Origin of the sequence: Natrinema zhouii, from assembly GCF_013456555.2 — an archaeon.
In the GTDB taxonomy this organism is placed as follows: Archaea; Halobacteriota; Halobacteria; order Halobacteriales; family Natrialbaceae; genus Natrinema; species Natrinema zhouii.
This window is the reverse complement of the sequence record NZ_CP059154.1, coordinates 1,225,569-1,247,961: the sequence shown is the minus strand read 5'-3', so window position 1 is coordinate 1,247,961 and position 22,393 is coordinate 1,225,569. Positions and strand designations below refer to the sequence as shown.

At 64.9% G+C, this 22,393-nt stretch carries 20 protein-coding genes; 10 read left to right on the top strand and 10 right to left on the bottom strand.

Annotated elements, in window-relative coordinates; all coding sequences use genetic code 11:
- Positions 1 to 3: 3 nt before the first annotated feature.
- On the bottom strand, positions 4 to 591 hold the full coding sequence (locus HYG81_RS24850) for a biotin transporter BioY (protein ID WP_180842339.1): 588 nt from the start codon (positions 589 to 591) through the stop codon (positions 4 to 6).
- Between the two features lie 543 nt (positions 592 to 1,134).
- Here HYG81_RS24850 and HYG81_RS24845 point away from each other — a divergent pair.
- Entirely contained in the window at positions 1,135 to 5,799 is a 4,665-nt protein-coding gene (locus HYG81_RS24845; protein WP_180842338.1) for a COG1470 family protein, read from the top strand.
- A gap of 84 nt (positions 5,800 to 5,883) precedes the next feature.
- Here HYG81_RS24845 and HYG81_RS24840 read toward each other — a convergent pair whose 3' ends face one another.
- On the bottom strand, positions 5,884 to 6,174 hold the full coding sequence (locus HYG81_RS24840; protein WP_180842337.1) for a DUF7545 family protein: 291 nt from the start codon (positions 6,172 to 6,174) through the stop codon (positions 5,884 to 5,886).
- A gap of 120 nt (positions 6,175 to 6,294) precedes the next feature.
- On the opposite strand from HYG81_RS24840, the gene HYG81_RS24835 reads away from it, so the two are divergent.
- Positions 6,295 to 6,438, top strand: a complete 144-nt coding sequence (locus tag HYG81_RS24835) for a DUF7557 family protein (RefSeq protein WP_180842336.1) — start codon at positions 6,295 to 6,297, stop codon at positions 6,436 to 6,438.
- A gap of 44 nt (positions 6,439 to 6,482) precedes the next feature.
- On the opposite strand, the gene HYG81_RS24830 is transcribed toward HYG81_RS24835, so the two are convergent.
- Positions 6,483 to 6,950 (bottom strand): DUF5799 family protein, encoded by a 468-nt coding sequence (locus tag HYG81_RS24830; RefSeq protein WP_180842335.1) that lies wholly within the window; start codon positions 6,948 to 6,950, stop codon positions 6,483 to 6,485.
- A gap of 168 nt (positions 6,951 to 7,118) precedes the next feature.
- On the opposite strand from HYG81_RS24830, the gene HYG81_RS24825 reads away from it, so the two are divergent.
- The gene (locus HYG81_RS24825) at positions 7,119 to 7,595 is read left to right on the top strand and encodes a universal stress protein (RefSeq protein WP_180842978.1); all 477 of its coding nucleotides are present in this window, start codon (positions 7,119 to 7,121) and stop codon (positions 7,593 to 7,595) included.
- A 181-nt stretch (positions 7,596 to 7,776) separates the two neighbouring features.
- Here the strand turns inward: HYG81_RS24825 and HYG81_RS24820 are convergent, their stop codons facing one another.
- Positions 7,777 to 8,268 carry a DUF7529 family protein gene (locus tag HYG81_RS24820; protein WP_180842334.1) on the bottom strand — a complete coding sequence of 164 codons (492 nt, stop codon included), beginning with the start codon at positions 8,266 to 8,268 and terminating at the stop codon, positions 7,777 to 7,779.
- An 81-nt stretch (positions 8,269 to 8,349) separates the two neighbouring features.
- Here HYG81_RS24820 and HYG81_RS24815 point away from each other — a divergent pair, with 81 nt between their 5' ends.
- The 5 genes from HYG81_RS24815 to HYG81_RS24795 all read left to right on the top strand — a co-directional run bounded on the left by HYG81_RS24815 (position 8,350) and on the right by HYG81_RS24795 (position 15,453).
- On the top strand, positions 8,350 to 11,340 hold the full coding sequence (locus tag HYG81_RS24815; protein ID WP_180842333.1) for a dipeptide ABC transporter ATP-binding protein: 2,991 nt from the start codon (positions 8,350 to 8,352) through the stop codon (positions 11,338 to 11,340).
- Positions 11,341 to 11,467: 127 nt separating this feature from the next.
- Positions 11,468 to 13,108: an ABC transporter substrate-binding protein gene (locus tag HYG81_RS24810; RefSeq protein ID WP_180842332.1), complete on the top strand. Its 1,641-nt coding sequence runs from the start codon at positions 11,468 to 11,470 to the stop codon at positions 13,106 to 13,108.
- Positions 13,109 to 13,158: 50 nt separating this feature from the next.
- Positions 13,159 to 14,172 carry an ABC transporter permease gene (locus HYG81_RS24805; RefSeq protein ID WP_180842331.1) on the top strand — a complete coding sequence of 338 codons (1,014 nt, stop codon included), beginning with the start codon at positions 13,159 to 13,161 and terminating at the stop codon, positions 14,170 to 14,172.
- The gene (locus tag HYG81_RS24800; protein WP_180842330.1) at positions 14,169 to 15,086 is read left to right on the top strand and encodes an ABC transporter permease; all 918 of its coding nucleotides are present in this window, start codon (positions 14,169 to 14,171) and stop codon (positions 15,084 to 15,086) included. The genes HYG81_RS24805 and HYG81_RS24800 overlap by 4 nt, the downstream gene beginning before the upstream one ends.
- Positions 15,073 to 15,453, top strand: coding sequence for a DUF7268 family protein (locus HYG81_RS24795; RefSeq protein ID WP_180842329.1), 381 nt, complete (start codon positions 15,073 to 15,075; stop codon positions 15,451 to 15,453). Before HYG81_RS24800 ends, HYG81_RS24795 begins: the two co-directional genes overlap by 14 nt.
- A 122-nt stretch (positions 15,454 to 15,575) precedes the next feature.
- Here HYG81_RS24795 and HYG81_RS24790 read toward each other — a convergent pair whose 3' ends face one another.
- From HYG81_RS24790 to HYG81_RS24775, 4 genes are all read right to left on the bottom strand, one after another.
- Positions 15,576 to 16,514: a biotin--[acetyl-CoA-carboxylase] ligase gene (locus tag HYG81_RS24790; protein WP_180842328.1), complete on the bottom strand. Its 939-nt coding sequence runs from the start codon at positions 16,512 to 16,514 to the stop codon at positions 15,576 to 15,578.
- An 88-nt stretch (positions 16,515 to 16,602) separates the two neighbouring features.
- On the bottom strand, positions 16,603 to 17,271 hold the full coding sequence (locus HYG81_RS24785; protein ID WP_180842327.1) for a DUF305 domain-containing protein: 669 nt from the start codon (positions 17,269 to 17,271) through the stop codon (positions 16,603 to 16,605).
- Positions 17,272 to 17,482: 211 nt separating this feature from the next.
- Positions 17,483 to 18,463 (bottom strand): tyrosine--tRNA ligase, encoded by a 981-nt coding sequence (locus HYG81_RS24780; protein ID WP_180842326.1) that lies wholly within the window; start codon positions 18,461 to 18,463, stop codon positions 17,483 to 17,485.
- Positions 18,464 to 18,589: 126 nt separating this feature from the next.
- Entirely contained in the window at positions 18,590 to 18,877 is a 288-nt protein-coding gene (locus HYG81_RS24775; RefSeq protein WP_180842325.1) for a HalOD1 output domain-containing protein, read from the bottom strand.
- A 304-nt stretch (positions 18,878 to 19,181) separates the two neighbouring features.
- Between HYG81_RS24775 and HYG81_RS24770 the strand changes: the two genes are divergently transcribed.
- Positions 19,182 to 19,835 carry a hypothetical protein gene (locus tag HYG81_RS24770; protein ID WP_180842324.1) on the top strand — a complete coding sequence of 218 codons (654 nt, stop codon included), beginning with the start codon at positions 19,182 to 19,184 and terminating at the stop codon, positions 19,833 to 19,835.
- A 30-nt stretch (positions 19,836 to 19,865) separates the two neighbouring features.
- On the opposite strand, the gene HYG81_RS24765 is transcribed toward HYG81_RS24770, so the two are convergent.
- Positions 19,866 to 20,645 carry a 4-phosphopantoate--beta-alanine ligase gene (locus HYG81_RS24765; RefSeq protein WP_180842323.1) on the bottom strand — a complete coding sequence of 260 codons (780 nt, stop codon included), beginning with the start codon at positions 20,643 to 20,645 and terminating at the stop codon, positions 19,866 to 19,868.
- A gap of 221 nt (positions 20,646 to 20,866) precedes the next feature.
- Between HYG81_RS24765 and HYG81_RS24760 the strand changes: the two genes are divergently transcribed.
- On the top strand, positions 20,867 to 21,562 hold the full coding sequence (locus HYG81_RS24760) for a class I SAM-dependent methyltransferase (protein ID WP_180842322.1): 696 nt from the start codon (positions 20,867 to 20,869) through the stop codon (positions 21,560 to 21,562).
- 23 nt (positions 21,563 to 21,585) lie between these two features.
- Here HYG81_RS24760 and HYG81_RS24755 read toward each other — a convergent pair whose 3' ends face one another.
- Positions 21,586 to 22,233 (bottom strand): helix-turn-helix domain-containing protein, encoded by a 648-nt coding sequence (locus tag HYG81_RS24755; RefSeq protein ID WP_180842321.1) that lies wholly within the window; start codon positions 22,231 to 22,233, stop codon positions 21,586 to 21,588.
- Positions 22,234 to 22,393 lie beyond the last annotated feature (160 nt).

The following is a 22,393-nucleotide window of genomic DNA, read 5'->3' as shown; positions in this document are numbered from 1 at the left end:
TCGTCACGATCGAACCGGCGTAATCCGGCCGGATCTGACGATGGCGACCGCGGCGGCTATTTTGAGGATTTCGCCAGGGATGAACGGGAGCACACCGGCCGTGATGGCCTCCCAGGCCGTGTACTCGAGCAGCCAGGCCATGTACGCCGTCCCGAGCCCGTAGATGAGGATCGTCGCCATGACGAGTGCGCCGACCACCAGCGAGAGTGGGACGGTGCGGAGATCGCGCAGCGCCGTTCCGCGGTGGACGACGACCCCGATCAGGGCCGCGGCGATCGGATACGACCACAGATAGCCGCCCGTGTGTCCGATCAGGACACCGAGACCGCCCTTCATGCCGGCGAATACCGGGAGGCCGACGGCGCCCGTCGTGAGGTAGAGCAGGACCGAAAACGGACCCCAGATCGGCCCTAAGACGAGCCCGGCGAGGAAGACGAACAGTACCTGCAGCGTGATCGGCGCCGGCGAGAGGGGGATCGGAATCGACACCAGTACCGACGCCCCGATCAGCGCTGCGAGCACCGCCGCTCGAGCGAACTGCCGAACGACGGTGTCGTCCACGAGATCGACCGAATTCCGTTCCGTTGCCATACACTCGCTCTTTCGTAAACCCGGATCAAGACTTCGGTTTCCGAGAGCATGTGTTGTCTAATTGAGACGCCTTCTCGAGTCGCTATCGCACCGGTCTCGGCTCGGGGGCGGCTCGAGGGCGGGTCGAAACAGCGCGCTTCCTCTCAGTTTCGGAGATAGTTGCGATGGCCGCGGGCTCGCCAGCGGTCGCGGTGTTCGGGCGTCAGTCCGTCGTTTCTGCCGGTCTCTCTTCGGGAGAACTGAGTAATAGCTAATTGCCTCGTCTCGCTAACTGAAACGACCGGCGGTCTTATGCCGTCTTTCGGCCCGTGGTGGGAAAATGCGAACTGGTTGTGTAGCGGTTGGCAGCCGAGGAAACCACGCGGCGAATCCGGGGCATCGACAGGGAGCAGACGGGGACGAACGAAAACAGAGTGAAGGCGGACGGAAACGGGGCGAGGACGGGGTTGAATCAGGGTGGTGGCGGACCGAATCAGGATCATCGGAGACGGAATCGAAACTGGAAGACGGAACCGGCCGTTCCGCTCGCGGAGGGATCGTGCGATGAAACGCGGCCGAACTGTCATCGCCGTCGTGCTGGTCGCGGCCGCGATGGTCGGCAGCGTCGTGGCGCTGCCGATGCTGGGCGTCTCCGAACCGATTGACGTGGCCGACGGTGTGACCGCCGAGACGACCGACGAACCGGCAGCCGCGGGTGAGTCACAGGCCGCGCTCGAGGCGGGCGGCGCTCAGGCGCAGAACGCCAGTTCGGAACTGGTCGCCTTCGAGGAGGCCGATGCGACGGATGACGACGGTGGGACGAACGCGCAGGCGGAGATCCAAGGAGATGCTGAAACCGCCGTCGAGAGCGGTGTCGAGGAAGGGATCGAACTCGTCCAATCGCAGGGCATCGAAGTGACACAGGAACAGCGAGCGGCGGCGCTCGAGGGGGCGCGGTCGGCAGTCACACAGCACCAGACCGTCGACGCCGAGCAGGTGCAGGCGGCGACGAAGGGGGCGGTCCACGGCTCACTGGTCCAGTCCCAGTCGGTGAACGTCACCCAGATTCAGTACGCAGTGGGCGGGGCGACCGACGGCGGGCTCTCCCAGTCCCAGTCGGCCAACGCGACTCAGCTACAGAGCGCGACCTGGGGCGCGACGCATGGGGCCCTCGCACAGAGCCAGAACGTCAGCGTCGAACAGATTCAGGTCGCGAGCAAGGGTGCGGCTGCGGGTGCTACGAAGGAAGCGGGGACGAGTGACGTCGGCAAAGCGCCGCACATTCAGGAGGCCGCCCAGGGCTCGGCGTACGGCGTCCTGACGCAGTATCAGTCGATCACGGCCGAACAGCGCCAGCAGGTGACGCTCGAGCACGTCCAGCACGCCGCCGCCGGCGGTACAGCCGGATCGCTCGTGGGGAGTTCGCCCGCAGTGCTCGAGGAGGAGCAACGGGTCGACGTGCGACAGGAACAGCGCGTCGACGTCGAGCAGCGCCAGCGGGTGACGATCAAGCAGATTCAGAAGGCCGCGGCCGGAGCGTCGAAGGGCGCGCTCGTGCAGGAGCAGTCGGTGTCGGTCGAGCAGACCCAGGCCGCCGCCCGCGGCGCCGGGCAGGGCTCGCTGAAACAGGTTCAGTCTGCCCGCCTCGAGCAGCGCCAGCGGGTGACGATCACGCAGGTGCAGGAGGCCTCCTTCGGCGCGGCGAAGGGCGCTATTTCCCAGAGCCAGTCGGCGACCGTCGATCAGATTCAGGCCGCTGCCCACGGGAGCGCGGGCGGCGTGCTCGTCCAGCGCCAGTCGGTCTCGATCACGCAGGTCCAGTATGCCGCGGTCGGTGCAGCGGAGGGTGCGGTCACGTCCGCGATCCAGCGCCAGGAAGTGACGATCGAGCAGATCCAGGCGGCCGCGTTCGGTGCCGGTGAGGGCGCGGTGACGCAGACGCAACTCGTCGAGGTGACCCAGGTCCAGCGACTCGCACACGGCGGTGGGAGCGGGGCCCTCGTCCAGGCGCAGTCGGCCACGGTCACGCAGATCCAGATCGCGGCGCGATCTGCCTGCCAGGAGACGGCCCACATCGTCCAGTCCCAGCAGATTAGCGTCACACAACTGCAGGTTCTCACTCAGGAAACCGCGTCCGAGGCGACCGCCTATGCGGTACAGGAAGGCACTGACGACGTGACCCAGATCACGCAGCACGTCGAGATCACGGTCACGCAGCGAATCGAGACGATCGACCGGATCGAGGGGACGGCCTCGATCGACGTCCCCGATCAGGAGTCCGACGGGGAGCAGGTCACTATCGAAGACGTGTCGCTCTCCGAGGGCGGCTTCGTCGCGGTCTACGAGGGACTCGCAGTCGACGCCGATCCGGACGCCGTCATCGGCGTCTCGGAGTTCCTCGAGGCCGGCGATCACGAGAACGTCACGATCGAACTCGACCAGCCGCTCGAGGAGAGCGGGTCGGTCGTGGCGGTCGCCCATCACGACACGAACGACGACGGAACGTTCCAGTACGTCGAGTCCGACGGCGAGGAGGACGTGCCGTACGTCAGCGGCGCTGGCGCGCCGGTGATCGACGGCGCGTTCGTGACGATCACGGACGAACCAGAGGAACCGGACGAGCCGACCGCGACGCTGTCAGCTACCGATCAGCAGGGTGACGGAGAAACGCTCACCGTCGACGAAGCGAACGCCTCTGTTCCCTACGCCGTCACCGCATCGTACGACGGCGAGACGACGGAGAGCGACACGTTCGCGGCCGGCGAGGCGGTATCGAATCTCTCGCTCGAACTCGAGCCGCCGCTCGAGTCGAACGCGACGGTCGACGTCTCGGTCGTGGACGAGGACGGCACGGCGCTCGCGACCGATTCCCTCGAGTACACGGTGACAAACGAGACCGTCGGGAACGACACTGACCCCGAAGCGTCGTTATCGGTCGACAACCAGACGGGCGAGGGCGAGACTCTCACGGTCGACGCGGCGAGCGCGTCCGTGCCGTACGTCCTCACGGCCGAGTACGACGGCCAGCGTGTCGAGAGCGACGAGATCGAGGCGAACGCGACGGTTGCGGACGAAACCCTCGAGCTCGAGCCGCCGCTCGCAGAGAACACGACGGTCGACGTGTCCGTTCGCGCCGCGGCCGACGACGCGGTGCTGGCGAACGATTCCATCGAGTACGCGGTCGAGGAACCGGAGCCCGGCGAGCCGACGGCGAACCTCTCGGTGGCCGACCAGACCGGTGACGGCGAGACGCTCACAGTCACGCAGGCGAACGCGTCCGTCGACTACGCGATCACCGTCAGCGACGGGAACGGGACCCAGCTCGCGACGAGCGAGACCTTCGACGCGAACGAGACGATCGGACCCGAGGAGTTCGACCTTGAGCCGCCCCTCGCAGCGAACGCGACGCTTGAGGTAGCGGTCGTCGCGGCCGACGACGGAACGCCCATCGAGACGGCGGACGTCGAGTATACGGTCGATGGTGCGCCCGCGGGGTTCGACGTGGAGTTCGTGAACTGCCAGCGCGCGGAGGTCACTGCATCGCTCGAGGCGGGTGATCGGGTCGCCGCGAGCACGTGGTTCTACACCTCCGGCGGCGCCGGGGACACCATCGTGGAGGACCTCGTCACCGCCGGTGACGAGATCCCGGCACCGTACGACGGAACGATCGTCTTCGAGATCGGCACCGAGCGCGACGTCACGGTGGACGGCGAGCAGGTGATCGTCGAGGTACCGGACTACGGTACCTTCGGCACGTATATCTCGGGGATCAGTTCGCCCCAGGCGGCCCCCGTGGGCGGTATCGACTATCCGAACCCGTCGGAGACGTGCGACGAGGAAGTGCGGCCCGAACGGCCGTCGATCGCGGTCGAAGAGACGACCGCGACCGAGGACGGCATCGACGTCACGTTCGGCTACGAGAACCCGAACGACGCCCCGATGGGCGCGAACAGTCGGTTCGTCGAGGGCACCACGACCGACCAGCCGCCGTCCGAATTCGAACCGGGCCAGCAGACGTTCACCGTCGAGTGGACGCCCGAGAGCGAGGACGAACGACTCGTCTGGCAGGCCGACTTCTCGACGTTCGGCTACGAGGGGCCGATCACCGCCGAGACGCCGCCTGCCGGCGAGATCGCGCCGTCCGACCCCGCAACGTTCGACGTCTCGATTGCGGACATGAACAGTCCGGTCGAACAGGGAGAGCCGCTCGAGGTCGAAGCCGACCTCGAGAACACCGGCGGCGAGAACGGGACGCAGAACCTCTCGCTCGCGATCGGTGAGACTACCGTGAACGCCACGTCGGTCTCGCTCGAGGCGGGTGAGACGGAGACAGTCCCTCTCAGTGCGGAAACCAATGGCCTCGAGCCCGGCGAGTACCCGCTCACGGTGTCGACCGAGAACGAGACAGTCGAGACGACGGTGACCGTCGAGGAGCCCGGCGAGCCCGCGACGTTCGGCGTCTCGATCACGGGGACCAATAGCCCGGTCGAGCAGGGTGACCCCATCGCGGTTGAAGCTGCCCTCGAAAACGTCGGCGATCGAGCGGGGACCCAGGACATCGAGGTCGCCGTCGACGGCGTTCCCGGTGAGCCGGTGCCCGTTACGCTCCAGTCCGGTGAGACGCAGGCGGTCACGCTGAATTACGGGACGGCGACCCTCGAGCCCGGCGAACACACCCTCGAGGTGTCGACCGAAAACGAGACGGCCGAGACGACAGTGACGGTCGAGTCAGTCCCGGAGGACGGTACAGAGGCGGACGGGGACGATGGGGTGGAGCCGGATGGTGAACCCGAGACGCCACCAGAGCCGGAACCCCCGACCGAACCCGAACAGCCGGTGTCACCCGAGGAGCCGGAGCCCGAACAGCCGGAAGAGCCAGAATCACCGGAGTCCGAACAGCCAGTACCGCCTGAAGAACCAGAGCCGGAACAGCCGGAGGACCCAGCACAGCCGAACGAATCCGGTCCAGACGGCGACTCCGAACCGGCCACTGACGGGAACGAGCCCGCAGACGAATCGCCACCGGAGCCGGAAACGAATACGGGGCCCGCCGAGACGGCCGATGGCGGGGCGGCTGAGACGACGGACGATGAAACGGCTGAGACGGCTGACGGAGGGACGGCCGAGACGGCCGACGGTGGAACAACCGAGACGGACGACCCCGGAGCGTCTGGAGCCACCGAAGACGGAACTGCTGGAACCGAAAACGAAACCGCCGGAACCGGATAGCGGTCGTTCCTGCCCGATCGCTAGCGATTTCACTCGAGAGAAGTGCTGCGGAGAAACCGCGGCTGTGATTCGGTCGTCGGCCGTTCAGTGCTGATGACCGGTCGCTTCGCCGAACGTGACGCCGAAGCGTTCCTCGAAGAGGTCCATGACTTCCGCTTCCTGTGCCTCGAGGTCCTCGTCGGCGTCCTCACCGTGGTGGACGATGTGGTGGGCGCGGCTGGCGAAGGACAGCAGCATGACGTCGCCGACCGTTTCGGCGTCGGTCTGGTCACCCTCGGCGACCAGGTCGAGGAGGCCGGACGGAATCGTGATCTCGTCGGTCGCGCCGTCTTCGGAACTGATCGAGAAGGTCGTCGTCTGGACTTCGTCGCTCATACACTACCGGTCGGGAAGCGTGCCTAAAGGTGCTGTGACTCGCACCCGGTCCTCGTCCGGCGCTGGACCGAGGAGCGCACCCCCGTTGCGTTTTTGTCGATCGACGACGGACGTTCGCGTATGCCATCCGTCGAACTCGACGAGGAGACGATCGAACGGCTGGATGCACTCCGCGTCGATGACGAGTCATACGACGAGCTCGTGACCGAACTCATCAACATCTACGAGACGAGCGAGTACACGATGTTTCACGCCGGTGACTGACCGGCGGTGATCGACGGTCGGTAAACGGCGCTCGACGCCCGCCGCTAGCTACCGTCGTCGGCGGAATGACGAATCGTCTCCCATTTTCCCTTCGACTCGAGGTGGGACTGGAGTTCGTCGGCGTACTCCTGCGTGAGCCGTTCGGCCGCCTTCCGTTGCTCCTTCTCGGAAGAGCCACCGCCGTTACCCATGCCGAGTGCGCCCTTGATCGAGTCGAAGATCCCACCGCCTGAGGAACTCGAACCAGTGCTCCCGGCACCCGCGCCACCCATCGCACCCATCCCCGCCTGGACGTTCTCGAGTTCGGGGATGATTCCGTCGATTTTGTCCGTGTTGGCGACGATCCGCGCCCGGTCGGGGTCGTCGGGGTGTTCGATCTCGAACTCCGTGGCGGTCATGATCAGACTCCACTGCTGGTTGGAAAAGCGCGACTGCTGGATCCGCTCGGAGAACTCCTGATCGACGGCCATCCGCTCGCCGACGATCCGATCCGTCCACGGGGTATCGCTCATGGCCCCCGATTTGAGTGGCGGCTGTATCAGCGTTTCCCCTCCCCGCGTTTCGAGCTTCGATATCCCGAACCGATCTGCAGTTCGCTCGAGAAGACGTCAGTCGAACTGATAATCTTTCGTGTCAGGATAATGCTAATGTAGCTGCTCTGTGTATGCTACCATATGACAATGTACGACTCCATCCTCGTCCCGACCGACGGCTCTCGAGAGGTCGAACGCGCACTCGAGTACGCATTCGACCTCGCTCGTGCACACGACGCGGCGATCCGCGCGCTGTACGTCGTCAACGCGGCCGGCTACGCCGGGCTACCGATGGAAACCGCCCTCGACGGCGTCAGCGAGGCACTCCGCGGCGAGGGGCAGGCGGCGGTCGAGCGAGCCGAAGCGCTCGCACCGGACGACGTCACCGTCGAGACCGAGGTGCTCGAGGGGTCACCGAGTCGGGTCATCGTCGACGAGGCAGATCCCGCGGAGTGTGATCTGGTGGTGATGGGAACGCACGGTCGCGGCGGGATCGATCGCCTCCTGCTCGGCAGCGTCACGGAACGGGTCGTCCGGCGCGCCTCAGTCCCCGTGCTGACGGTGCAGGTCGATCCAGACGAGATCGACGACCGGTCGGAGGAGCCGCGGCTCGCCGTCGAGTAACGGGATCCGTCCGGATCGACGAACGAACAGTGTTCAGAGACGGTTGCAACGATCCGTCAGTCGGCTTTCTGCGCGATCAATGTCGGAAGCCACCGCAGTGAGGATTGACGAATCGGGATACGGGGACGAGACCGATCGGAGCGCGGGCCCGATCACGGTACGGAAACCAGATCGCTATCGCCTACTCGCCCTGCAACGGGCTGGGGAGGAACGGTTCCACGTCGCCGTGGACGAACTCGACGTAATCGTCGTTCAGTCGCCTGCAGAACAGCCGAAGTTCACCGTTCGACCGAATGGTCTCGAGTGTCTCCTGTCCGGACCCGGCGTCGTAGTAGGCGGGGACGAGCACGGCCGTCTTGCTGTCCAGGTCCTTCTCGACGACGAGCAGGTAGATCATACTGTCGCCCGGCGCGCGGAACACGTCCACGTCCGCGAACGTGCAGTCCTCGATCAGTGACTCGAGGTCCTCGTACTCGGGTCCCGGGAGGACCACGTCGAGCCCCGTTCGCATCTCGGAGTCCACGAGCACGGAGTCGCCAGGGTGGAGTTCGAGGGCCGTCCAGCCGCGGTCGCGGTACTCGTCGGCGGTCACCGCCATGTCGTCGATGACTGCTTGCCAGCCGGACTGGGCCTGCACGTTGCTGGGGGCGTCGCCTGCCTGGTCCTCGTTCATGTCCCCACCGCGTGCACCATCGGAGATAAACGTTGCCCAAGTCCCATAAGCTATTTCTTCGCTGCCTCGAGAACTGGTGCCATGACTGATCTTTTATCCCTCTCCGGACTTCGAACACAGTTCGACACCAAACGCGGTGCGGTGAAAGCAGTCGACGGTATCGACCTCACTATCGAGGAAGGCGAGACCGTCGGCCTCGTGGGCGAGTCCGGCTCCGGCAAGAGCGTGACCGCACTCTCAGCGATGGACCTCGTGGACGATCCGGGCGATGTCGTGGACGGACGGGTAACCTTGCGGCGCGCGGAACTCGCCGCGGACCTCGCAGCCGAGTTCGACGGTGCGGTCGTCCCGTACCCCTTCGAACTCGTGGACGCGGTCCGGGAGATCGTCGCGGACCTCCGCGTCGGCGACGGGGGTGACTCGGCCGGATCGGAGCTGCGCGGCATGGCCGCTGACCTCGTCGGCCACGATGACCCAGCGGGGCTCGCGCCAGCCCTCCGGGACGCTGCTGATCGACTCGACAGCGGCGTGACCGAGTCCGTGGTCGCGGACGCGCTAGAGAACGCCGTCGAGGACGCCGACGACGGATTCGTTTACCTGGATGCAGCAGCGCGCGAACGATTCGAAAGCGGGACGGACGCAGAATCAATCGCCGTCGAGGACGGCGTCGTCGACCTGACGGACGCGCCCGAGGAGGCGATGCGGAAGGTCCGTGGCAGCGAGATGGGGATGATCTTTCAGGACCCGATGACGTCCCTGAACCCCGCGGTGACCGTCGGTGAGCAGGTCGCGGAGTCCCTGCGGCTTCACCAGTACGGCGAACGGAAACGGGACACGTGGCTGAACGCCGTTCGGGAGATGCTCCCGAAAATCGGCGGCCGCGAGCACGACGAGGAGGTCATGGCGGACGTCGTCGAGATTCTCACGGAGGTCGGCATCCCGGAGGCGACCACGCGCCTCGAGGAGTATCCCCACGAGTTCTCCGGCGGCATGCGCCAGCGCGTCCTCATCGCCATCGCGCTCGCGTGCCGGCCCAGTCTCCTCATCGCCGACGAACCGACGACGGCCCTCGACGTGACCATCCAGGCCCAGATCCTGGACCTCATCGACGACCTTCAGGACGAGTTCGGGATGTCGGTACTAATGATCACCCACGACCTCGGCGTGGTCGCGGAGACCTGCGACCGCGTCGCGGTAATGTACGCCGGTGAAATTGTCGAGGAGGGTCCCGTCGAGGAAATTTTCTACAACCCGAGCCATCCGTACACGTACACGCTCCTCGAGTCCCTCCCGACGGAGGAGAAAGACCGCCTGACACCCATCGAGGGCAACGTCCCGGACCTGATCGACATGCCCGACGGCTGCCACTTCGCGGACCGTTGCCCGTGGGCCCAACCCGAGTGTCGCACCGGCGAGATTCCGTTCCTCCAGCACGGGCCGGAAGACGTCGACCATCGGTCGAAGTGTATCCTCGAGACCTTCGACGAGAGCGAGTACGGGTCGGCGGGCATCCCGTCCGCGGCCGAACACGACATCGGAGAACCGATCGTCGAACTCCGCGAGATGCGGAAGTACTACGGGCAAAAGGAGGGGTTCCTCGACCGATTCGTCGGCGAGCAACCGAGCGTGAAGGCCGTCGACGGCGTGAGCTTCGACGTGTACGAGGGCGAGACGCTCGGATTGGTCGGTGAGTCCGGCTGTGGAAAGTCGACCGCGGGTCGCGCAATCCTTCACCTCTCCCCGCCGACGGACGGCACGGTGGTGTACGCCGGTGAAACCCTCGGCGATCTCTCGAAATCGGAGCTTCGGGAGAAGCGCAAGGACATGCAGATGGTGTTCCAGGATCCGATGTCGAGTCTCGATCCGCGGATGACCGTCGGACAGACGATCATGGAGCCGCTGAAGATTCACGGGCTCCCGGAGTCCGATCCCGACGTTGTGCCCCGCGCAGATGTCTCGACGACCGGTATCTCCGCGGACGCGGTGTCCGTCGACGTCGCGGACGACGTGGACGCGTTACTCGGGAATAGCGACGGGGAGACCGTCGTCTCCGTGGACGTCACCGTGGCGGACGGCGACGTTACCGTGGATGTCGATGGCGTGCTCGACGTAACGACGGATGTCGTGCGAGAAGACGACGGCCGCGTCACGAGCGTTCACGTGGACGTCTCCACGAGCGGTTCGAAGCGCGTGCTCCGCCGCCGCCGCGTCCGCACCCTCCTCGAGGAGGTCGGACTCGACGAGAGCCAGTACGACCGCTACCCCCACGAACTCTCCGGCGGGCAACGCCAGCGCGTCGGTATCGCTCGCGCCCTCGCGGTGGACCCGGACTTCATCGTCGCCGACGAACCGGTGTCGGCACTGGACGTGTCCGTGCAGGCACAGATCATCAATCTCCTTGAGGATCTGCAAGAGGAGTTCGGATTGACGTATCTGTTCATCGCTCACGACCTCTCGGTCGTCCGCCACATTTCGGACCGCGTCGCAGTGATGTATCTCGGCGAGATCGTCGAAATCGCGGCGACCGACGATCTGTTTGTGGACCCGAAACACCCGTACACGAACGCACTGCTCTCGGCGATCCCCGAACCCGATCCCCGGGCAGACACCACCGACCGTACCATCCTGAAAGGGGACGTGCCGTCCCCGATCGATCCACCGTCGGGCTGTCACTTCCGGACGCGGTGTCCGTCGATCATCCCGCCCGATGACCTCGACATCGACCAGGAGCGGTACCGCGAGATCATGTTTTATCGGCAGCGCGTAGAGTCTCGCGACATCGACCTCGAGGCGGCCCGAGAGGCAGCGATCAGCGAGGAGCCACCGGCCCGCGCGGTCGCGGATGGGGGCAGCGACTTCGCCGCCGCGCTCAATGCGCAGTTCTTCAGCGGGCCGCTGTCGGGACGCGCTCGCGAGGCAGTCGAAACATCCTACCGCCACCTCGACGATGGCGACTGGGCGGCCGCCGAGGCCGTCCTCGTGGATGCGTTCGAGAGCGTCTGTGAGCGCAAAAGCCCCGCCCTCGACGACAGCGAGCATCCGGCGGCCTGCCACCTCTTTACCGACGAGTAACCGACGGAGCATCCATTGCTGCCTTCTCCGTTAAATTAACCATAAGATGAGAATATAGTATATCTCACATAGTCTGTTAATCAGCTCAGCCGAAAGTATTATCCTTGTTGACGCAAGGGATAGTGTTATGTCAGGTAATGGCAGTCAGGTATCCAGGCGTAGTTTCTTGAAGTCTGCCGGCAGTGCGACGGTCGTTGCAACCGCGGCGAGCTCCATTTCCGGTTGTCTCGGCGGTAGTGGTGATAGCAGCGGCACGCTCCGGTACGGTCGCAGCTCGCACTCGGGCACCCTCGACCCGCAGGCCACGACCAGCGGCGAGGTTTCGAAGGTCACCAATCAGATTTACGACGGTCTCATCGATTTCGAGCCCGGCGAGGCGGCCATTACGGAAAGCCTTGCAACCGACTGGTCAATGGACGGCGAAGAGGTCACGCTCGAGCTGCGCGAGGACGCGCAGTTCGACGATGGCACCGACTTCACCGCAGAGGACTTCATCGCGACCTACCGACGGTTCGTCGACGAGGACTACGAGCACTACTTCGATGACGCGTCCTCGTACGGGCCGTTCACGCTCGGAAGCTGGATCGACTCAGTCGAGTCCGACGGCGATTACACGCTGAACATCACGCTCACCCAGTCGTACGCGCCGTTCCTGCGCAACCTCGCGATGTTCGCTGCCGTCGTTCTTCCGCAAGACGGCATCGAGGACGGCTTTGACTTCAATGCAGATGCCAACGGTACCGGCCCGTTCCAGCTCGAGGAACTCGACAACTCGAACGGCCGCATCCTGCTCACACCCAACGACAACTACTGGGGCGACGGCCCGAACGTGGAGGAGCTCCTGTTCATCGAGAAAGGACAGAATTCCACGCGCACGCAGGCCCTCATCGAAGGGGAACTCGAGATCATCGACAACCTCGGGCCCAACAACATCGGATCGGTCGAGGACGCCGACGGCGTCGAAGTCCAGTCCGGACAGGGCATCAACATCGGCTACATGTCGTTCAATCAGTCCCGCGTGGAGGAGTTCCGTGATCCCCGGGTCCGGCAGGCGATCAGTTACGCTATCGACACCGAATCCATCGTCAACGAAGTCTACTCAGGTATCGCCGAGCAAGCCGACCAGCCGTGCCCGCCGGCCCTCTTCGGACACAACGATGACCTCAGTCCGTACGCCTACGACACTGACGAGGCACAATCCCTGCTAGATGAGGCCGGCTACAGTGACGGGTTCTCCTTCGATCTGACGACCTTCCAGAACGCCCGGGGCTACAATCCGGCGCCGCTTTCGACGGCGGAGACCATCCGGACCGATCTCGGCGAGATCGGCATCGACGTTACGATCGACGAGCGGCAGTTCTCGGACTACCTCACGTACACCGCCGAAGGGAAGCACGACGCATCTCTGGCCGGCTGGTATACGGACAACGCCGACCCGGACAACTTCTACTACGTCCTCCTTCACCCGCAGGTCGACTCTCCCGACGGGCAGGACTGGGTTGACTGGGGGACGGAGGGCTACAACTCGTCCAACCGGAGCGCGTGGGCGAATCAAGAGTTCATGGACCTCGTCGAGGAAGCCCAGCGGACGGAAGACCAGGAGGAACGTACCGACCTCTACCACGAGGCAGCCCAGATCGCTCACGACGAGGCTCCGTGGGTCTACATCGACTATGCCGACGAAATCCGCGGTGTCCGGGAGAATGTAAGTAATTACGACATATCGGCCATCGGTGGCCCGCACCTCCATCTGGTTGAACTCGAGTAAGGCGTCCGGCTGACGGGAAGTTTTTAAGGTATCAAACTTACCTCCGAATAATGGTATCAAAGCGGTTCATTGCCAAACGACTGCTGTTGCTCGGTCCGGTGCTGTTCGGAGTGGCGACAGTAGTCTTCGCCATCCTCCATCTCTCACCGGGTGATCCTGCGGTAGCCATCGCGGGCAAAAACCCGAGCCAGGAGTTCGTCGAGCAGATCCGGACGGATCTCGGACTCAACGATCCGCTATGGCAGCAGTACGTCCGATTCCTGCAGGACACTGCGACGCTCGACTTCGGACAGTCCTACCAGATCCGGCGCGGCACCGACGTCAGTGAAATCCTCGCCGATCGGCTTCCCATCACCATCGAGCTCGCCATCCTCGGCCAGATCGCAGGCCTGCTGTTCGGTCTCCCGCTCGGAATCCTGAGTGCCGTCAAGAAGGACACGTTGACCGATCACTTCTCCCGAATTGGGGCGCTCGCGGGCATCAGCATCCCGATCTACTGGAGCGGGCCGCTCCTGATCCTGCTGTTCGCACAGATTCTGGGCGTCCTCCCGACGAGCGGTCGCATCGGGTCGACGCACTTCATCGATTCGAAGACCGGGTTCATCCTCGTCGATACTCTTCTGGCGGGAGACATGGCGGCGTTTCAGTCCGCAGCTCGCCACCTCTTCATGCCCGTTCTTGTACTCGGCATCTACTCGATGGCGTTCATCTCCCGGATGATGCGGTCGTCGATGCTCGAGGTCGTCCGACAGGACTACATGCGGACGGCCCGCGCGAAAGGCCAGGGCGCGAAGACCACGATCATGAAACACGGGCTCCGGAACGCCTTTATTCCCGTTATCACCATCATCGGTATCCAGTTCGGTTCGATGCTCGGCGGCTCCGTGCTGACCGAGACCGTCTTCGAGATCAACGGTATCGGGACGCTGCTCGTGAGGGCAATCAACAGCAGCGACTACCCAGTGGTTCAAGCGACCGTTCTCATCTTCGCGTTCATGTACACGATAGTGAACCTCTTTGTCGACATCACTTACTCCATCCTCGACCCACGGATTGACCAATGAGCACGGAAACCAAATCAGCGGACATCGAACGCAGCACCGTCGAGCGCATCCGCTCGAATCCGTTCCTCACGGAACTGCTATCGAATCGCATCGCCCTTCTCGGCCTCGGCCTCATCATCGGGATGTTCGTCGTCGCCATCTACGCTCGGTTCGCCTACGACCACGACGCCATCGTCGCCACGACCTTCGGAACGAACCCGACGAAGACGGGACCGAGCATCGAGTTCTGGTTCGGGACCGACGGACAGGCCCGCGACATCTTCCCGCGTGTACTGTACGGTGCGTGGTACGCGCTGAAGTTCGGGACCGCGACCGTCCTCGCGTCCACGTTCCTCGGCATCACCGCCGGCATCGTCGCGGCGTACTACGGCGACCTCACGGACAACGTCATCATGCGGACGATGGACGTGCTCCTCTCGTTCCCGTCGCTACTGCTGGCGCTCGCGCTCGTCAGCATCTTCCCCGAGTCGATGGGGCTGTGGCGCGCGGTCATCGCGCTCACGCTCGTGTACACGCCGCGATTCGCCCGGGTCGTCCGCGGCGCCGCGCTGAAAGTTCTCGAGGACGAGTATATCGAGGCAACGCGCGCTCTCGGTGCGAACGATCCACGGCTGTTGATTCGCCACGTGCTGCCGAACTGCCTGGCACCGATCACCGTCCAGTCCACGCTGAACTACGGACTGGCGATCATCGACATCGCGGCGCTGTCGTTCCTCGGATTCGGCGCGGCTGTCGGCGATCCATCGTGGGGGATGATGCTCTCCGAGGGCGTCGAGAAGGGGCTGTTCTCGGACGCATGGTGGTGGTCGTTCTTCCCCGGCCTCTTCCTCGCGCTGACCGTGCTCGGGTTCAACCTCCTCGGCGACGGGATGCGAGACGCCCTCGACCCCCGCATGCGAGATGCCGTCGACTGATTCCAGCCTCCCTGTCTCGCCGGCCCGCCTCGAGCGTGCCCGCCGACTCGTGGTCGCCGCCGCTCGCTGGGTGGCCGTCGGTGCCGTGCTCGGGGCGGTCGTCTCGCTCGCGTTGCTGACGGTCTGGACGTCGCGAACCGCGACCGACACGGCGTTCGCGCTCGGCGCGCTCGTCCTCGGGTTCGGCGTCACCGCCTGGTCGACGGCGGTCGGTCTCGGACGAACCATCGAGGGGATGCAAGACCACCTCGACGTGAGTTCCGGGTGGACGGAAGCCAGCGCTCGAGAGGCGTTTTTCGTGCTGTCGTGGACGGGTACAGGGTGGGTCGTCGCCGCGGCTGCCAGCTCGATCCTGCTGGGCGTCTGAGACCGCAACGCCGTCGAACCTCCGGAAAACAACTGTTCATCCGATCCTTGAGCGGCTGTCGCTGCCGCGAGTGACCCGCGAGTTCAGTGCTCAATCCCCGAGCCCGTTGTATTCGCCAGCACTCAGACGGGGCGCAGATGTTCACAATCACCCGCAGCGACCGTCACTCGACCGTCGTCGGTCTCGATCACGAGCGCACCCGATTCGGTCACGTCGACCGCCTCACCGACGACCTCGCCCGACGGCCGATCGACCCGCACGCGCTGGCCGATCGTCAGCGCCAGTTCGCGCCACGCGGGAACCACGGCATCGAGGTCGGTCCGATACCGCTCGAACTCCTCGAGCAAGCGCTGGACGAAGCGTCGGCGGTCGACGTCGCCGGCTTCGTCACGCACGCTGGTCGCACCCTCGGGGAGCGCGTCGGCATCGAGGTTCGCGTTGAGCCCGATCCCGACGACGAGCCAGTCGACCCGATCCGTCTGCCCCTCCATCTCGGTGAGAATCCCCGCGAGCTTTCGGTAGTCGCCGTCGTCGCCGACCGGGACGACCACGTCGTTGGGCCACTTGATCCGAGCGTCGACGCCCGCCTCTCGAGCCGCCGTCGCCGTAGCGACTGACGCCGCGAGCGTCAACAGCGGGGCCTGCGCGGGCGTGATCGCGGGCCGCGTCACGACGCTCACCCAGACGCCACCCGACGGCGCGGCCCACTCGCGCTCGAGGCGGCCGCGGCCGCCGGTCTGTTCGTCCGCGAGGACCGCCACGTCCGCCGCGCCGTCGGCCGCCAGTTCGCGCGCCCGATCGTTCGTACTGCCCACGGCGTCGTGGTACTCGATCGAGAACGGGGCTTCGAGTCCGAACTCGACCGACGGGCCGTTGTACGCCTCGACGGCTGCGAGTTCGTAGCCGTTCGGCCCGCTCTCGATCGCGAACTCCGCCTCGCGCAACGCCTCGATATGCTTCCAGACGGCCGCCCGCGAGATATCGAGTGATTCCGCCAGGTCCGGTCCCGATGCCGGTCCGTCCGCGAGCGCCTCGAGAACCGCCTGTCGCGTCTCGTTCATAGCCTCGCAAGGGGGCCGCTGGCACTTCAATCGGCGGGATCGCCCGTCGCGGTCGCCGCGGACGACTCGACTCGCTCGAGGCGATGGGCTACACCCAGTCGAGGTACCACGCGTACAGCTGGACGATCTGCGACTGCTGCGTCTCGACGATGTCGGTGGCCATCCGCTCGACCGCGGGCGACTGCCCTTCCCGCAGGACGAGGTGCGACAACTGGATCGCGCCGCGGTGGTGGTTCGCGAACGTCTCGATAAATCGCAGATCGAACGTGGTCGCCTCAAGCCGTGACAGGTACGCGAGCTCGTTCGGCCGGAGGTTGCCGGGGATCGACGTCACCATATCCCTGACGGCGTCGAGATCGACCTCGAGCAGGTGCGCCGGCTCGATGCCGGCGTCGGCCAGGATCGATTCGATGCGTGCGATTCCCTCGCGCTGGCCCTCGATCACCCGCTCGGCGAACCGAGCCAGCGCCTCGTGGTTCGTCCGCTCGGGGACCAGCGAAGCGGCTTCGATGCCCGCGCGGTGGTGATACGCCATCAACTGGAGGAAGCCGACGTCCGCCAGGTTGAGCTCGCCGTCGCTCGAGCCGTCGGTCGCCGCCATCCCGTCGGTCTCGGTCGATCCGTCGCCGGCCGCGGCTGCTGGGGCCGCGCCCGACAGCCCCAGAGCGAGGCCCGCTGAGGCGAGCGTCCCGGTCTGTAGAAACGAGCGGCGCGATGCGTTCGCGGACGAACCGTCGGACTCCGTGTCGTGTCCCATGGATCGATCGGACCTCCACCGAAGGGAGTGATAAGCCTGACCGTCGTAAACGCGGAAAATCAGCCGTTTACGGCGTCTCCGTAGCTGATGCGTCTCGTTTACGTTGATAGCCGATCGCTACAGGGCTGCCCCGTCCCCGAGCGGGCGGCCGCCGTGTCGGTGAGACCGACCCTCGTCGACCTCCCGACGGCGAACCGCGATCGTCGCGTCGTCAGTCGCGCAGTTCGCGCAGCTTCTCGCGGCCGGGCGCGATCAGTTCGTCGAGGGAGGCCGCGAGCGTTCCCTTCGCGTCGGCGGGGTGGAGTTCGCCCGACTCGAGGTCCGCAGCGAGGTCCTCGTACGCCTCGTAGGTGAGATCGCCGCCGTACTTCTCGGGTCGCTCCACGACGACCTCGTCGAAGCGCGGGAAGACGTGGTACTCGAACAGTTCGAGGACGGGGTTCTCGAGGTCGCCCTCGGGATCCCGGGTCGGCGGACAGAAGGCCGAGTTGATCTTCTCCTCGAGGTCCGCGGTCGAGTCCTCCATCGAGATGCTGATCCCCTCGCTCGAGGACATCTTCCCCTCGCCGCTGGTGAGGTCGGCGACGATGGGCGTGTGGATCGCGGGACGGACATCGTACTCGAGTTCGGGCAGTTTCTCGCGGGCGAGCATGTGGACCTTGCGCTGGTCGAGCCCGCCGACCGCGAGGTCGAGATCGAGATATTCGATATCCAGGGTCTGCATCAGCGGGTAGACGAGATGGCTCACCTTGGCCGTCTCGTCGCCCTGGATTTCGGCCATCGCGCGCTGAGCGCGGTTCATCGTCGTCTCGCGCTCGAGGTGGTGCAAGTCGAGGGTGTACTCCTCCTCGAGCTGGAACTCGGAGCCGTAGACGAACTCGGTCTGGGCCTCCTCGAGGCCGTAGGCGAGGAACTGAGCTTTCATCTGCTCGGCGGTGGCTCGGATCTCCTCGAAGCTCCCCTTCTCGTTGAGGTAGGCGTGAACGTCCGCCAGCAGGACGACGACCTCCATGCCCGCCTCCTGGAGGTCGATGAGCTTGTTCGCGGTCAGGAGATGGCCGAGGTGGAGCACGCCGGAGGGCTCGTAGCCGACGTAGGCCCGCTTGCCCTCGGGGTCCGCCGCGAGGTCGCGGACCTCCTCGTCGGTGACGACCTCCTCGACGTTTCGCGTCAGCAATTCGTAGGCGTCCATGTGTGGACTGAAACCGGAGGAGGAATTTATACCTCCTGAATCCCGACTCGAGCAGCCATCAGGGCGGGTGGGCGGAGAACGACGTCGGGACCGACTCGACGCGGTCGCGTGCGGTCCCGAGACGCGTCAGGCCGATAGTTCGCGAACCGTTGCCGTGCCGTTCTGGTGGACGCGGATACGGTAACCCTCGTACGAAAACGTGACGTGCGCGTTTGCCTCGACGGGTGACGGTGACGAGAAGAGGCTGTCGATGAGGCCATCGATACGGCGGTATATCGGAGCGAGGTCCGTCGACTCCACGCCGTCGATGTCAGCGATGACTTCGACGAGTTGGGCTTCCGGGTCCTCCTTATCAGTATCGAGCCGTCGTCGGGTCACGCCGTCGTCGGCAGTACCGTTGGTCAGTTCGGTCATCGATATCATGACTGTCAGCGTCCCCGACTGGTAACTATTGCACCGGCTACTGCCTGCCCCGCTACAGAGACCGCAGTAGGCTGGAGCGGATCGCGTTTCACTGGTTTTCGATCCGTTGCGAAACGGCGTCCCGTCGCAGCACGAGCCCGTCACGGGCCAGCGTTGTCGTAGTTAACTCGAGCGAGACAGCACCGTCGTGGTCAACTCGAGCGGGACAGCGCTGTAAACCGGTGGACGACAGGATCGACCCGCGAAACGCTGTCGGAATACTCTTCTGGACAGTCGTCATAACCCCCGCCGACCGATGCTCGACAGCGAAGACGCCATTAACGCCTTCCGTCGAACCATCTACCCGCAGATACACTTCCTCCTGCGTGGGACCTTCGGCGGATACGCGATCAGCCACACGACCGCCGACGAGTACGTGCTCACGGCCCACTGCTCGGAGGAGACGATCGAGGACGTCCTCGAGCAGGTGGGCTTCTCGCGCAATCCGATCGCCGCGCTCAAGGTTCGAACGGACGGCAACACCTCCGAGGGCTCGTGGGTGTGGCGACCGTCGCTGTTCGCCGACGAGCAGTTACATATCGTCCTTCACGACCTCGAGAACGAGTCGGGCGTCGACGTCTACGCCCACTGGGAGTGTTCGTGGATCCGGCATCCCTACAGACACTACCTCGCCCGCGGCTACGACGCGGAGAAGGGTGTCGCACTGGCCCGAGACTGGCTGATCGACGGGGACGAACTCGCGAGCGGCCCGGCCGTTCCCTACGAGATCGATCACTCCCTCGCTCGTCGTGCGAGCGAGGTCTTCTCGCTGTCGTACTACCGCGTCGAGGAGACGGTGGCGGCGATCAAATCGAAACTCCCGTTCGTCGATCCGGCCGACAGGCCACAGCTCATCGAACGCGACGGCGCTCGGAACTCCGTTTCACCGTCGATCACGGGGAAGCTCTGAGCGGGACCGAGACGGAGATCGAGAGAGGTATCAGAGGTCGCCCGATCGGATCCGTTCCTCGGCGTCCTCGAGCGCCCCCTCGCGATCGAACGCCTCGATAATCTCCCGGAGTTCGGCCTCGTCGGCGTCCGCCAGCCGCCGCGCGTGCTCGGTGATATTCGGGATCGCGCGAATGATGTTATCGACGACCGGCACGTCGGCGACCTGCGGCGAGCGCGACAGCGGGTTGAGGTCGATCACGATTTCGATCTTCCCCATCTCGTCGAGCGCCTCGGCGCGGTCCCCGTCCTCGAGGGGGACGAGCACGACGTCGGCCTCGTAGATGCCATCGGCGTCGACCTTCGAGCGCTCGTGCTCTAGGTTCGGAATGTGCGCGTCGGCCGTCAGCCCCTTCACGTCGTCCGCGCCGTGTTCTCGCAGGTGGTCGGCAATGGCTTCGATTCGCTCGGGCGTTCGATTGAAGAGGTTGACCTCGAGGTCGGCGTTGACGACATCGGCCAGTTCGGCCATTTCGCCAGGCACCAGCGCCGCGACGTTGCCGTTGATCGAGAGCACGGGATGTTCAGCGAGCAGGAGGTGTGCGGCGGCGGCCCGTTCCGCGTCGTCGGCGCTGGGAATCGTCTCCTCGCCGAGCAGGTAGTCGAACGCGCTGCCCCGCCCTTCGGCGTGCATCCCCTGGAGGTGCGTGATTCCCTTCTCGACGCCCCGCTCGATCCGGTGGCGGGTGAGCAGGTCCTGATATCTGGGGTGGTCCTCCGGAATCTCCTCCTCGTGCTCGACGTCGGCGGAGACGCTGTCGTAGTCGCTCACGACCGATCACTGGGTTCGGTCGATAAAAAACAGACCGATCCGACGGATACTCGCGGTCAGGTCGAAAATCTCGATCCGATCGGTCTCGAGAAGACGCCACCCCGACTGGATTCGAGAGGACTTTCTCCGACGGATCGACTCGACCGCTTCGTGAGCTAATTATATAAAGTCGCGATATATTTCGCGTGAAACTACTCACTCGAGCGGAGTCATCGTCACGTATGGTCACGGACCGACGAGACGGCAACTCGCCACCCAGTGGTTCGAGCACGGACGATGACCATATCGCCCACCTCGAGCGGAGTCGGACGGTCTGGGATCGCTGGAGTGACTGGTACGAGATGAGCGAGCGGGATCTCGAACCGATGCGCGAGGCGGCGATCGATCGGCTCGACCTCCGGCCGGGTGACCGAGTGCTGGAAATCGGCTGCGGCCCGGGCGTCAACTTCGAGCGGATTCGACACGAGATCGGTCCGGCGGGCGAACTTGTCGCAGTCGACTACAGCCCGGAAATGGTCGAAAAGGCACGCGAGCGGGTCGAGACGCACGGCTGGGAGAACGTCGAGGTTCGTCGCGCCGACGCCACGACGGCCGAGTTCGACGAACCGTTCGACGGGGCGCTGGCGACGCTCTCACTGAGCGTCATGCCTGACATCCGCCGCGCGACCCAGACCGTCTCCCAGTCGTTGGTCCCCGACGGCACGTTCGTCGTCTTCGATATCGGGACGATCCCCGACGGTCCCGCTCGGGTCCTGAACCCACTCATCCGGCGCTTCTTGCGCTGGTACGCCAACTGGAATCCCGACGGTGACGTCGTGGCGTCGCTCGAGGCCGTCTTCGATAACTGCACTATCGTCGATACCTATATGGCTGACACGACGTACACCGTCGTTTGCGAGAAACGCAAGAGTGCCTGAGACGAGCGGCTGACCGAACCATATTACGGTCCGCTCTCGAGGACGCGTTCGACCGCGTTCGCTTCGCCGCGGCGAACGAGTTCCGAGGCCGTCGAGACGGCACACTCGAGTTTGGCGGCCACCGCCTCGATGCCGGCGTCTCGCGGAATCTCGTAGAAGCCGACGTTTCGGGCCGCCCGAAGCGCGGCCAGCTGGCGGTCGGAAACGGGCGCACCGCTGACCGTCACCTCGTCGCTCACCCAGCGGACATCCAGTTGCAGTCCGTCGGGAACGTCCTCCATCACGGCGGTGAGGGCGGACGAATGTCCAACGACGGTCAGTCGAATCGTTCGATCGGATCTGACCTCGATCGGCGGCACGATCACGGCCGTCCGCTGTGCGAGCGCGTTCAGCAACGACAGCCCCTCCGGACCGAGGTCACGACGGAGATAACAAAAGAACCCGTCGTCGGACGGCGTGAGATCGTACTCGCGGACGCCCTCAAGGTCGCACAACAGCGACTCGTAGGCTGCGGGGTCACCGTAGACGAACGACGTGATCGTCTCGACGCCGTCGACCGACTGTCCGCCCACGATGACCTCTCGGTCGATGTCGGGCGACTCGCAGATCCCCTCGTGAATCGGTGGAATCGCCGCCGGTGCGTACTCGAGTCGGATCCCCATCGATTTCATGCCTCGAGCATGTCTCTCGACGCATATAACTGCTCGATCGCAACGGAACAGATGTGACGCTCCTCGTACACGCAGCCGGCCCATCCCGTTCTCGTCAGACTGTGGCGTCTCTCGAACGAAAACGGTGAAAAAGAGATGCCGGTGCGCGACCGATTCGAAT

Excerpts from the sequence above, each read along its gene's own strand:
- HYG81_RS24770 (WP_180842324.1), top strand. The coding sequence starts at position 19,182 with ATGCTCGACAGCGAAGACGCCATTAACGCCTTCCGTCGAACCATCTAC.
- HYG81_RS24810 (WP_180842332.1), top strand. The coding sequence starts at position 11,468 with ATGTCAGGTAATGGCAGTCAGGTATCCAGGCGTAGTTTCTTGAAGTCT.
- HYG81_RS24795 (WP_180842329.1), top strand. The coding sequence starts at position 15,073 with ATGCCGTCGACTGATTCCAGCCTCCCTGTCTCGCCGGCCCGCCTCGAG.
- HYG81_RS24830 (WP_180842335.1), bottom strand. The coding sequence starts at position 6,950 with ATGAGCGATACCCCGTGGACGGATCGGATCGTCGGCGAGCGGATGGCC.
- HYG81_RS24820 (WP_180842334.1), bottom strand. The coding sequence starts at position 8,268 with ATGAACGAGGACCAGGCAGGCGACGCCCCCAGCAACGTGCAGGCCCAG.
- HYG81_RS24760 (WP_180842322.1), top strand. The coding sequence starts at position 20,867 with ATGGTCACGGACCGACGAGACGGCAACTCGCCACCCAGTGGTTCGAGC.
- HYG81_RS24775 (WP_180842325.1), bottom strand. The coding sequence starts at position 18,877 with ATGACCGAACTGACCAACGGTACTGCCGACGACGGCGTGACCCGACGA.
- HYG81_RS24805 (WP_180842331.1), top strand. The coding sequence starts at position 13,159 with ATGGTATCAAAGCGGTTCATTGCCAAACGACTGCTGTTGCTCGGTCCG.
- HYG81_RS24815 (WP_180842333.1), top strand. The coding sequence starts at position 8,350 with ATGACTGATCTTTTATCCCTCTCCGGACTTCGAACACAGTTCGACACC.
- HYG81_RS24785 (WP_180842327.1), bottom strand. The coding sequence starts at position 17,271 with ATGGGACACGACACGGAGTCCGACGGTTCGTCCGCGAACGCATCGCGC.
- HYG81_RS24850 (WP_180842339.1), bottom strand. The coding sequence starts at position 591 with ATGGCAACGGAACGGAATTCGGTCGATCTCGTGGACGACACCGTCGTT.
- HYG81_RS24800 (WP_180842330.1), top strand. The coding sequence starts at position 14,169 with ATGAGCACGGAAACCAAATCAGCGGACATCGAACGCAGCACCGTCGAG.
- HYG81_RS24780 (WP_180842326.1), bottom strand. The coding sequence starts at position 18,463 with ATGGACGCCTACGAATTGCTGACGCGAAACGTCGAGGAGGTCGTCACC.
- HYG81_RS24825 (WP_180842978.1), top strand. The coding sequence starts at position 7,119 with ATGTACGACTCCATCCTCGTCCCGACCGACGGCTCTCGAGAGGTCGAA.
- HYG81_RS24835 (WP_180842336.1), top strand. The coding sequence starts at position 6,295 with ATGCCATCCGTCGAACTCGACGAGGAGACGATCGAACGGCTGGATGCA.
- HYG81_RS24840 (WP_180842337.1), bottom strand. The coding sequence starts at position 6,174 with ATGAGCGACGAAGTCCAGACGACGACCTTCTCGATCAGTTCCGAAGAC.
- HYG81_RS24755 (WP_180842321.1), bottom strand. The coding sequence starts at position 22,233 with ATGAAATCGATGGGGATCCGACTCGAGTACGCACCGGCGGCGATTCCA.
- HYG81_RS24845 (WP_180842338.1), top strand. The coding sequence starts at position 1,135 with ATGAAACGCGGCCGAACTGTCATCGCCGTCGTGCTGGTCGCGGCCGCG.
- HYG81_RS24790 (WP_180842328.1), bottom strand. The coding sequence starts at position 16,514 with ATGAACGAGACGCGACAGGCGGTTCTCGAGGCGCTCGCGGACGGACCG.